This is a genomic window from Lentzea sp. NPDC092896, assembly GCF_044754905.1.
GTDB lineage: Bacteria > Actinomycetota > Actinomycetes > Mycobacteriales > Pseudonocardiaceae > Lentzea.
In genome coordinates, this window is the sequence record NZ_JBIVPX010000001.1 from 883,856 (window position 1) to 894,904 (window position 11,049).

Sequence of the window (11,049 nt, forward strand, 5' to 3'; positions counted from 1 at the left end):
ATCGCCGCGAGCAGGCCGAACACGCTGGTCAGCAGCCACCAGGTCAGTTGATCTTCGCGGGTGAGAGCGCTCATGCGGGTGGGCTACCCGTTTTCGAGCTCCCTCACACCTTCTTCCTCTTCTTTTTTCTCGCCGCGGCGGCGCATGAACCCGAAGCCGGGGATGCCGAGGATCGCCTGGCGCATGTCGCTGGTGACCTCCAGCAGCTGGTGCACCTCGGGACCGACCTTGTCGAGGGTCGCGAGGATCGGCAGGATGTCGCTGGTCAGGTGCTCCGTCAGCACCGGCAGCTCGTCGACGAGCTTGATCGCGGCCTCGACCTCGTGCGGCGAGAGCTCGTCCACGAACCGCTGCGCGAGCGGCTGGGCCTTCTTCGCGATGGGCTCGTACATGCCGATCAGCTCGTTGGCCGAGTGCGCGGTGTGGCCCGCCGTCGTGACGACCAGCCCGGCGCGTTCGGCGACGTCGCTCGCGCTCGCCGTGATGGCGCGGACCTCGTCGACGGCCTTCTCCGCGTCGGCCACGACATTGGCCGTGCGGTCGACCAGGTCGCCGGCTTTCGCGACGATGCCGTCGACGGCGTCGATCGTGCCGTTGACCTTGCGGACGAGCTGTTCGACCTCGCCGATCAGGCTCAGCACGCGGGCCGGAACGGCCGCGACGGCCACTGTCGTGCCGAGGGCGGTGTCGAGCGCTTGCTTGGCAAGTCCCATGCCGGGGATTTCCATGCGTCCACTCTGCCTTACGCGTTGGTCGATTCGGGGTAACGCCATTCGGTTTTCAAAACTGCCGGTCGGCATCCATCACCATTCCCGATGTCTGCCAGTCGGCTGACCAGGCGAACCGGGAACCATGCGCCGCCCGAAGTTGTCAGAGCCGGGGGTTAGCATCCCCGGCGGGCGAGGGAGGGGCGCGGTATGTCTTGGTGGCACCGGATCACACGCATTATCTCCGGTGGAGGGCGGGAATCGGCGAGTTTCGTCGCGGCACTGCTGGGTGTTCTGGTGCTCGCGGGCGCCGCGCTCGGGCAGGGCATCTCGCGCACGTCGGTCGCGGTGTCGGACGGGCTCACCTGGCTGGGCGATGACCAGCGCGGCGAGGTCGTGCAGGTCAACCCGGTGTCGGGCAAGCCGCAGACGCGGTTGCAGATCAGCGGTCCCGACTCGCAGCTCGAGATCGCGCAGGAGGACGGCCGGCTGATCGTCCTGAACCGGCGCACCGGCGAGATCACCGTCATCGACCTCGCGACGCTGCTCGCCTCCGGCCGCCGGCAGGCGCCACCCGGCGCGACGAGCAAGGTGCTGGTGGCGAACGGGCTCGTGTTCGTCGTCGACCGCGCGGCCGGCACCGTGCACACCGCCGATCCGTTGTCACTGGCCGACATCGGGCAGACCTGGCAGGCCGGGCAGCCCCTGGCCGACGCCGTCGTGGACGAGCGCGGGGTGCTGTGGCTGGTCGATCACGGTGGCACGTTGCGGTCCCTGGACTGGTCGGACGACGAGGAGCGGTTCCAGGAGCGCTCGCAGCGCCAGGTCACCGGTGCCGGGCCCCGCACCGTGCTGGTGCCGCACGACCAGGGCGTCACGCTCATCGGCCTCGACGGCGGTGTCGTGGTGCGCGACGGCACGGGTGAGGACGTGGACTCGTCCACCGACCGCTCGGACGCCGAGGTGATCGCCGCGCAGACCTCGCCGCTGGACCTGGTGCCCGCGTCGGTGCCGTCGTCCTCGGTCGTGGTGCTGGTCGTCGGCCGGGATGTCCTCCGCGTCGACGTCGGCGCGATGGGGTGCCCGAACCCCGGACGGCCCGCGGTGTTCCGCGACAAGGTCTACGTGCCGTGCAAGGGATCCGGCAAGGTCATCATCCTCGACCGCGGCGGCAACCGCGGTGGCGACGACGTGCGCACGTCCGGCGGTTCCGACCCAGAGCTCGTGTTCGACGACGGCCGGTTGTTCGTCAACGTGCCCGGTTCGTCCACGGGTGTGCTGGTCGACGCGGACGGCGCGACGCGGTCGCTGACGATCCGCAGTCCCGAGGTCCCGGTGAAGGACCCGGACCGCTCGCCGCCGCCGTCCGTGCCGCCACCTCCGCCGCCGAACCCGAACGAGCCGACGAAGCCGCCGCGCAACCCCGGCCTGAACAACGGCCCGACGACTGAGGTGCAGCCTCCGCCGTCGACTCCTGTCTCCACCCCGCCGTCGGCCGGTGGCACGGCTCCGGCCGCGCCCGCCGGGGTGACCGTGCGGGAGAAGTCGCGCAACTCCTCCGCGCTCGTCGTGACGGTGAGCTGGACCGCCGCCGCGTCGACCGACCCGGTCGTGGGTTACACCGTGTCCGGTTCCGGCTCGTTCAGCGGTGGCTCGGTGTCGGCCCAGTCGGCTGGTACGTCCACTGATCTGTCGGTGCCGTGCACGGGTTCCACGTTCTGCACGAGCGGCAGGCTCGACGTGACGGTGCGGGCCTCGACGGCGTCGACGGCCGGTGCCGCGGGCATGGCCGCGTTCACCGTGACGCCGCCCGCGAACACCCCGCCGCCCAACACGCCCCCGCCGAACACCCCGCCCCCGAACACGCCTCCGCCCAACACCCCGCCGCCGACCACGACCACCACGCCGCCGCCGCCACCTCCGCCTCCGCCACCGTCGCTGCCGACCGCGGGTGCCGTGGTGATCACCGCGGTCTCCGGCGGCCGGATGGTGCCCAGGCGCACGGTGACCATGGCGCCGCCCGCCGACTGGGCGAGCCACAACGGGCGTTGCGAGGTCGTGAACAGGACGCAGGGCTACTCGGTCGGCATCGCCTGCAACGCCACCACGGCGCAGATCGACCTGGAGGAGGGCAGCAACGCGATCGTCGTTCGTGCGTACGCCGCGTCCGGTGCCGGACAGGTCGACTCGGCGGCGCGCAACGTGCTCTACACGATCGACGACTGCCTGCCGAACAAGCCGACCTGCATCCCGCGGATGGCACCGGCCGGTGCCGGTACCGCGCCGATGGGCGCGGGCGGGCTCGGGTTGCTGGCGTGCGCGTTCCTGCTGCGCATCGGTGTTCGTCGTGGAGATGAGGAAAAGTGATCGACACCGGTGAGGTTTCCGCCTTCCGCGACCTGCACACCCGCCTCGGCGACGCGGTCGAGAGCGCGGTGCGCGGCAAGCGCGACGTGATCGACCTGGTGCTGGTGGCGATGTTCGCGGGCGGCCACGTGCTGCTGGAGGACGTGCCCGGCACGGGGAAGACGACGCTGGCGCGTGCCGTCGCCGGTGCGCTGGGCGGTCTGTCGCGGCGCGTGCAGTTCACGCCCGACCTGCTGCCGTCCGATGTCACGGGCACCTCGGTCTACGACCCGCAGACGGGCCAGATCCGGTTCCGGCCGGGTCCGGTGTTCGCGAACATCGTGCTGGCCGACGAGATCAACCGCGCGGCCGCCAAGACGCAGTCCGCGCTGCTCGAGGTCATGGAGGAGCGGACCGTCACGATCGACGGCATCGGGCACGCCGTGCCGGACCCGTTCCTCGTGGTGGCGACGCAGAACCCGATCGACCTCGACGGAACGTACCGGCTGCCCGAGGCGCAGCTCGACAGGTTCATGCTGCGCACCTCGATCGGCTACCCGTCGGTCGAGGACGAGCTGGACGTGCTGCGTCCCGGCAGCGGCGCGGGCAGGATCGCCGACGTGCGCACGGTGTCGTCGCCGCGCGAGATCAGCTCGTTCAGCGGACGGTTGCAGCTGCTGCACGTCGCCGACCCGATCCTGCAGTACATCTCGTCCGTGGGCACCGGTACCCGTACCGACGAACGGTTGCGGCTCGGCACCTCGACGCGTGGTCTGCGGACCCTCGTGCGCTGCGCGCAGGTCTACGCGGCGTCGAAGGGCCGGCATTTCGTCGTGCCGCAGGACGTTCAGGACATCGCGGAGCCGGTGCTGGCCCACCGCCTGGTGCTGACGCGGGAGAGCGTCCTGTCGGGCGTGACGACGGCCGAGGTGCTGTCCGACGTGCTGTCGCGCGTGGCGGTGCCCAAGCCCGCGGCGCAATGAGACTCACCGTGCGCGGCACCGGAACAGCGGTGCTGGGCCTGCTGATGCTCGGTGTCGGGCTGTGGTGGCGGTACGCGGGGATGGCGGCGTTCGGCCTGGCGCTGACCGCGCTGGTCATCGCCTCGATCGTCTCCGTGCTGGTCGCCTCACCGCTGTCGGTCTCGCGCACCGTCCGCCCGCGCACCGTGCCCCGGCTGGCCCGGTGCAACGGCCGCCTGGAGCTGTCCGCGACGGGGCGCTGGCCGGTGGCGCTGGACGCCGTCGACGTGGTGGCGGGCTCGCCGATGGACGTCGACGTGCCGCTGCTGGCACCCGGCGCGGTCGAGGCCGTCGACTACGCGATCCCCACCGAACGCCGCGGCGTGTTCGACGTGGGCCCGTTGACGTTGCGGCGCAAGGGTCTGGCCGGTCTGGCGCAGGCGCGCACCGTGCTGGGCGAGGTCGTCCAGGTGCGGGTCGTGCCCCGCGTGCTGCCGATTCGCGGTCTCCCGTCCGGTGCCCGCCGAGGTCAGGTCGGTGCCGACGAACGCGTCGAGCGCGGCGGCACGGACCTGGTGGGACTGCGCGAGTACGTGCCAGGTGACGACCTGCGGCGCCTGCACTGGGCGACGTCCGCGCGCACCGGCACGCTGATGATCCGCGAGGACGCCGACCCGGCCCGCCCGCACCTGGCGGTGCTGCTGGACGACAACGCTTCCTCGTACGCCGAGGAACAGCGCTTCGAGGAGGCCGTCGAGGTGGCGGCGTCGCTCGTCACCTCTGCTCTGGAGCAGGGACACCCGGTGCGGCTGCTCACGTCGTCGGGTGGCACCGACATGGAGGAACAGCAGGACTCGGCGCCGATCCTGTCCGTGCTGGCGGATCTGGAACTGCGGGACGTCGACGGCCGTCCGACCGTGCCGGTGCGCGACCTCGACGTGGTCGCCGTGATCAGCGGCAGGTCCGTTCCGGCGCTGGTGCTGGAGGCCGGGCGGGCCGCGTTCGGAGCGGTGCTCGTGGTGGACGAGAAACGGCCGGTCAGCGCGGCGGGCTCGGTGCTGGTGATCAGCGGGGCACGCGCGGAGGACCTGGTCGATTCGTGGAACGCGGTGGTGGCCCGATGAAGTTCGCGTGGGTCGCTGCCGTTCTCCTGGTCGGGTCGCTCCAGCTCGCCCAGGCGTGGGACGGCGCGTTCGTCTACTTCGGACTCGCCGCGTTCGCCGGGTTCCTCGCCCTGGCACTGAAACGACTCGTCCCGGCAGGCCTCGCCGCCCTCGCGGTCATGGTGCTCGCGATGACGGGCGGGTTCTTCCTGGCCCGCGGCGCGTCCCCGGACCGCGACCCGGCGTGGGTGCTGCTCGACACCGTGCCGAGGCTGCTCACCGCCGCCCGGCCCGCACCGGCGACGCCCGAACTGCTCGTGCCCGGACTGCTGCTGATCGTCGGCGTCTCCACGGGAATGGTGCTGTCGGTGACCAAGCGCGGCACGGCGTTGTTCGTGCCTGCCCTCGGCGCGGCCACCCTGTACGTGTCGGCGGCGCTGCTCACGACGGGCCGCGCGGACCGCTACGGGCTGGTGGCGCTGACGCTGGTCGTGGTGCTCGCGCTGGGCTGGCTGATCATCGACCGGCGCGGCCCCGTGGTGCCACCGGCGGTGCTCGCCACCACGCTGGCCGCGCTGACGTTGCTGACTTTCGTGTTGCCCACCAACGGGTTCGAGCCGCGCAAGCTCGTCACGCCGCCCGTCACCGACCTCGCCCTCTCGAACCCGTTGCCGCAGCTCGCCTCGTGGGCGGCGCAGGGGGAGACGGAGCTGTTCCGCATGCACGGGCCCGAGGTGCCGGTGCGACTCGTGACGCTGAGCCGGTACTCGGGAGCGTCGTGGGAGGCCGCGTCGACCTACGGGCCGCTCGGCGTGGTGGACGCGCCGGATCTGCCGACCGGCGGGAAGTTCCAGGACGCCAGCGTGGACCTGCGGATCACCGGGCTGAAGGGGGAGTGGCTGCCGGGCGTCGGGAAGCCGCAGGCGGTGTCCCTGAGCGACGCCATGGTGGACCCCGACACCGGGTCGCTGGTCGTGGCCGAAGGACTCAAGACCGGACTGAGCTACACGGTGCGCGGCGTCGTCGAGACACCGGCCGACACCGATCTCGCCGAGGCCCAGGTTCCTTCCAGCGCAACGAAGTACACGGCGTTGCCGCGGCTGCCGTTCACGCTGGCGGACTACGCGCGGCAGGCGACGCAGAACGCCCGCACGCCGTACGAGAAGGCCGTCGCGCTGGAACAGGTCGTGCGGCTCAACCGCAGGCCGGACGCCGAGGCGCCGGTCGGGTCGTCCTACGCGCGACTGGAGACGTTCCTGTTCGGCGCGGCGGGCGAGTCCGGCGCGGGAGCCGGCACGGCGGAGCAGTTCGCGTCGGCCTACGCGGTGCTCGCGCGGGCCGTCGGTCTTCCGACGCGGGTGGTGGTCGGTTTCCAGCCGGTGCCCGAACAGAACGGCGAACGGATCGTGCGCGCCGCCGACGCCACCGCGTGGCCGGAGGTGTACTTCAGCGGGTGGGGCTGGGTCGCGTTCGATCCCGTGTCCGGCAACGGAAGCGGGCCCAGCGCCGCGTCGAAGCGCGAGGTGCTGAACCGGCTCGCGTCGACCACCGCGAAGCCGACGCCGACCTCGTTGCCGTCGGTGCCGCCGCTGGTGCAGCCGACCGCGGTGCAGGGCGACCAGGTGGCCGCGCCCGAGGCCCCGAAGGGATTCCCGTTCTGGGTGTTCACGCCGGTGCTGCTGCTCGTCGGCCTGTACGTGGCACGGACGTCGCGGCGCGTCCGGCTGCGCGCGGCCGGGCCGGTGGGAGCGTGGCACGAGGTGCTCGACGCGCTGCAACTCGCGGGACTGCGGCCGAAGCCGAGCCGCACCGTGCCGGACGTCGCGAGCGAGTGGGGAGAAGCGGGCGCGCAGCTCGCGCTCCTGGTCGACCAGGCCGCGTTCGCACCGCGGCCGGTCGTGGGCGAGAACAGCTGGCGGCTGGCCCGGCAGGTGAAGAAAGCGGTGCGGCGCAAGGCTTCCTGGTGGCGCCGGGTGGTGTGGGCGATCGACCCGCGGCCGTTGTTCCGGCGCTGACGTTGTTCCGGCGCTGACGTTGTTCCGGCGCTGACGGATCAGCGCACCACCTGGGCGGGAATGCAGTTCTTCCCGATGACCTTGAACAGCGCCTCGCACAGCCCTGGCGCCGTGTCGGACGGGAACGGGCCGAGCCAGATGAACTGCGTGAACCGCGGGTCGTCCGGGACGATGACGGGGCACACGTCGTCCCGTCTGGTCAGCAGCGCGGTTTGGCCGCGCAGTGCCGGGTTCGCGCTCTCACGATGCTTCACCCACATCGTCTCGTAGTCCAGCAGCACCTGGACTTCGGACTGCGGCATCGCGCCTTCCAGCGAGTGCAGCACGAGGACGGACGAGCCAGGGTCGCACGGCATGTCCGTGTATTCGAGCTGATCGGGCACAGCCGGAGAAGTGGGCGACGCACCGGTGTTCTGGTGGGACTCCGGCTGGAGGTTGCCGCCGATCAGCATGCCGATCCCGATGCCGACCACGAGTGGAATGACCGCCCACACAATGAGAATGCGGCGTTTTCGTTGTCGAGCGAACATCGGTGGGCCGGCATAACGAGCGCTTTGCACCGGGGCAACCTACGCCAGTACGTGTACGCGCAACAACAACGGTCGTGAAACAGTTAGTTCTTGTTGGCACAGACCTTTGCGGAGCTGCCCCGTTCGCCGTTGTAGCCGAAGGCCGCGATCTGGAAGCACCGGCGGTCGCCGCCACCGTCCTCGATGACGTACTTCGTGCCACCGCCCGTCACCCGCGTCACGGCGTTCGGTTTGGCGCCGGTCACGTCGACCACCACGAACTCGGCCTTGCCGTCGCTGGGATCGCTCCACTCCAGCTCGATCGCCCTGCCCTGGTACTCGGCGCGTTTGAGGACCGGGACGAACCTCGGGTCGGTGTTCGGCGACGGTCCCGCGTCGGCGGAGTCGGAGGTCGGCACGGGAGGTGTCGTTGTCGTCACAGGTGGTTGGGCCTGCTGACGGTCGTCGCCCCGGTTCAGGAAGATGCCCGCGGCGAGCCCGCCGGTCACCGCGATCACAGCCAGCAACGCCAGCACCGCACCGCGTTTGCTCTTGCGGACCGGCGCGGTCATCGGTTCGACGGGAGGCAGATCTACTGTCGGTAGCACCGCGACCGGCTGGGGGCGGGGAGGCGGCGGCGGGATGAGGTCGTGCTGCCGGTAGGTCAGGTCCTCGAGCCGGCCCTGCCACGAGTCGTCGCGCTCTTGTTCCGGTTCGGGTTCCGGTTCCGGCTCGGGCCTGAAGCCGCGCGGACCGAAGCCGGGCGCCTCGGTCGGGCCCTCGGGGTAGTAGTCGGGGCGTTCGCCCAGCATCGCGGTCGCGTCGGGGTCCACAGTGGACAGCGAGGTGCCGGAGTGCACCGCCATCAACGCGTCGCGCAGTTCCAGGGCTGATCCGAAGCGCTCGGCCCGGTCCTTGCGCAGGCAGCGCCCGATCACCGCGATGAGCGACGCCGGCACGTCGAACCGGGTGAGCGACCGTGGTTCGCCGCTGCCGACCCGGCCGACGTAGGAGAGCAGCGTGTCCTCGTCCGGGTTGTCCGAGGCGAACGGCGGTTTGCCCTCCAGCAACGTGAACAGCGTCGAGCCGAGCGACCAGATGTCGTCGGCGAACGACGGCGCGGCGCCCTCCAGCATCTGCGGCGCGGCGTGCCGGTAGCTGACCATCTGCAGTGACGCGGAATGTCCCGCGTCAGCACCGCGCGCGATGCCGAAATCGGCCAGCACGTACGAAGTCGGGAGCACCAGGACGTTCTGCGGCTTCACGTCCCGATGCAGGATGCTCTGGCCGTGCGCGAACGCCAGCGCGTCCGCCACCGCGATGCCCGCCGCCACCACGTCCTGCACGGGCAACGGGCCCATGGCGCGCAACCGGTCGTGCAGCGAGCCGCGTTCGTAGAACTCCATGACGATGCACGGGCGGCCGTCAGGGAGCGTGCCCGTGTCCAGCACCGTGACGATGTGCGGGTGCTGACGGCCGAGCTCGACGGTGATGGCCAGTTCGCGGCGGAACCGCGTCACCGTGGCCGGGTCCGTCACCTGCAGCACCTTGACCGCGACGTCGCGGCCCAGGCCGTCCTGACGGGCGCGGTAGATCGTGCCCTCGCCGCCCTGCGCGATCACGCGGAAGCCGCTGTAGCCGGGCAACGCGATCTCCGGCGCCTGCGCAGCACCCTGCGCGGGCGCCCAGGCCATCAGATCGTCTTCCACCGGCGGATCCTATCCCGGAGCGAGTGGGTCACCGCTGAACGTTCGTCCGGAAAGGTGCTCAAGGTTCGACTCAGTCGCCGACGACCTTCACCTGGAATCCCAGTGCCTGCAACATTCCCGTCAACATCACCCTGGTGTTGTCCTCGGCGCGCTTGAGGATCTCGGACTTCTGCGCGGCCTCGGTGAGCTTGGCCTCCGCGGCGACGTAGAACCGTTGCTGGTCAGGGGGTCCCGCCAGCGCCTGCAGGTCGTTGATCAGGCCACGTTCCTGGCTGAACACGTACGACCTGTCGTGGTGCAGGTTCGGTTTGTCCAGCTGCGGTTTCGGCACGCGCAGCTCGACGGTCTTGCCGTCAGGGGACAGGATCAGCCCGTCGTCCTTCAAAGTTCCCAGGTCCACGAAGGCGTTGACGGACCCGGCCGCGACGAACAGCGTGCGTTCGCCCGCCAGCGCGTCCGGCACCCACTTCACGTCGTTCTCGATGTCCAGCACGACCTGGAACTCGCCCGCAGCGGCGTGGTACTGGCTCAGGTCCCGCACCGACTTCAGCATCGCGGGCTGGCTGCGATCGATGGATTCGTCACCGAAAGGTTTTATTTGTGCGAAGCCGAAGACCGCCGCTCCGAGGAGAATGAGGACGGCCGCGACCAATGCTCCACGCGTCACCCAGCGCCTATACACCGCGATGGAGTACCCGTGAGGTGATGCGCGCACACGGTCCGTATGGGCTAATCGACCCGAGCGGAATCAGTTCCGTGTCCACGTGGTTGGCTTGGACGAGACGAGAGCGACAGTTCAGGAGGCGTGCGGTGGACCCGGAGAACCTGTACGAGGTGGACTCGGAGGTCCCGGACCTCACGGGTGCGGTGCTGCTGCACCACTTCGAGGGCTTCATGGACGCCGGTGCCGCGGGCCGCCTGCTCACCGAGCACCTGCTGGAGACCCTCGAAAGCCGTGTCGTCGCGCGCTTCGACATCGACGGCCTGATCGACTACCGGTCGCGCCGCCCGCTGATGACCTACGCGACCGACCACTGGGAGGACTACGCCGCCCCGGAACTGGTCGTGCACCTGCTGTGGGACAGCGCGGGCCACCCGTTCCTGCTGCTCACCGGCCCCGAGCCGGACCGCGGCTGGGAGGCGTTCATCCAGGCCGTGCGGTCGCTGATCGACCGTTGGGGCGTGCGTCTGACCGTGGGCTTCCACGGCATCCCGATGGGTGTGCCGCACACGCGGCCGTTGAACGTCATCGGCCACGCCACGCGCCCTGAGCTCGTGAGCGAGTACCAGCCGTTCTTCAACCGCGTGCAGGTGCCCGGCAACGTGTCCGGGCTGCTGGAGTTCCGCCTCGGCCAGGCGGGTCACGACGCGATGGGCTTCGCCGCCCAGGTGCCGCACTACCTGGCGCAGTCGCAGTACCCGACCGCCGCCGTGACCCTGCTCGACGCCCTCGCCCGCGCCACCGGCCTCGCGCTGCCCATCGGCTCGCTGGTCGAGGCCGCGCAGGCCGCCGACGCCGAGATCCACCGGCAGGTCGCGGAGTCCGAGGAGGTCGCCCAGGTGGTGGAAGCGCTCGAGCGGCAGTACGACGCGTTCATCCAGACTGTGGGCACCACCGACCTCCCCAGCGCGGACGAACTGGGGGCCGAGTTCGAACGGTTCCTGGCCGAGCAGCAGCGTCCGCCGGACCACCTGTAG

The 11,049-nt window shown here is 70.7% G+C and carries 9 protein-coding genes; 5 read left to right on the forward strand and 4 right to left on the reverse strand.

All coding sequences use genetic code 11. The features are described 5' to 3' along the window. Positions 1-83: 83 nt before the first annotated feature. On the reverse strand, positions 84-728 hold the full coding sequence (locus tag ACIQF0_RS03775; RefSeq protein WP_401024099.1) for a hypothetical protein: 645 nt from the start codon (positions 726-728) through the stop codon (positions 84-86). A gap of 189 nt (positions 729-917) precedes the next feature. On the opposite strand from ACIQF0_RS03775, the gene ACIQF0_RS03780 reads away from it, so the two are divergent. From ACIQF0_RS03780 to ACIQF0_RS03795, 4 genes are read left to right on the forward strand one after another with little or no spacing between them, the layout of a single operon-like run. Continuing rightward, positions 918-3,074 carry a hypothetical protein gene (locus ACIQF0_RS03780; RefSeq protein WP_401024101.1) on the forward strand — a complete coding sequence of 719 codons (2,157 nt, stop codon included), beginning with the start codon at positions 918-920 and terminating at the stop codon, positions 3,072-3,074. After that, positions 3,071-4,036 (forward strand): MoxR family ATPase, encoded by a 966-nt coding sequence (locus tag ACIQF0_RS03785; protein WP_218164304.1) that lies wholly within the window; start codon positions 3,071-3,073, stop codon positions 4,034-4,036. The genes ACIQF0_RS03780 and ACIQF0_RS03785 overlap by 4 nt, the downstream gene beginning before the upstream one ends. Before the next feature lie 8 nt (positions 4,037-4,044). Continuing rightward, entirely contained in the window at positions 4,045-5,139 is a 1,095-nt protein-coding gene (locus ACIQF0_RS03790; RefSeq protein ID WP_401024104.1) for a DUF58 domain-containing protein, read from the forward strand. Then, positions 5,136-7,133, forward strand: a complete 1,998-nt coding sequence (locus ACIQF0_RS03795; RefSeq protein WP_401024107.1) for a DUF3488 and transglutaminase-like domain-containing protein — start codon at positions 5,136-5,138, stop codon at positions 7,131-7,133. The genes ACIQF0_RS03790 and ACIQF0_RS03795 overlap by 4 nt, the downstream gene beginning before the upstream one ends. Positions 7,134-7,171: 38 nt before the next feature. Here the strand turns inward: ACIQF0_RS03795 and ACIQF0_RS03800 are convergent, their stop codons facing one another. The 3 genes from ACIQF0_RS03800 to ACIQF0_RS03810 form a co-directional block, all read right to left on the reverse strand. Beyond that, positions 7,172-7,606 carry a hypothetical protein gene (locus tag ACIQF0_RS03800; RefSeq protein WP_360030541.1) on the reverse strand — a complete coding sequence of 145 codons (435 nt, stop codon included), beginning with the start codon at positions 7,604-7,606 and terminating at the stop codon, positions 7,172-7,174. Positions 7,607-7,746: 140 nt separating this feature from the next. Next, positions 7,747-9,351 (reverse strand): serine/threonine-protein kinase, encoded by a 1,605-nt coding sequence (locus ACIQF0_RS03805; RefSeq protein WP_401024111.1) that lies wholly within the window; start codon positions 9,349-9,351, stop codon positions 7,747-7,749. A 70-nt stretch (positions 9,352-9,421) separates the two neighbouring features. Next, a complete protein-coding gene (locus tag ACIQF0_RS03810; RefSeq protein WP_401024114.1) occupies positions 9,422-9,904 on the reverse strand; it encodes a DUF4230 domain-containing protein in 483 nt (160 codons plus the stop codon). A gap of 257 nt (positions 9,905-10,161) precedes the next feature. Here ACIQF0_RS03810 and ACIQF0_RS03815 point away from each other — a divergent pair, with 257 nt between their 5' ends. Further along, on the forward strand, positions 10,162-11,049 hold the full coding sequence (locus ACIQF0_RS03815) for a PAC2 family protein (RefSeq protein WP_360030535.1): 888 nt from the start codon (positions 10,162-10,164) through the stop codon (positions 11,047-11,049).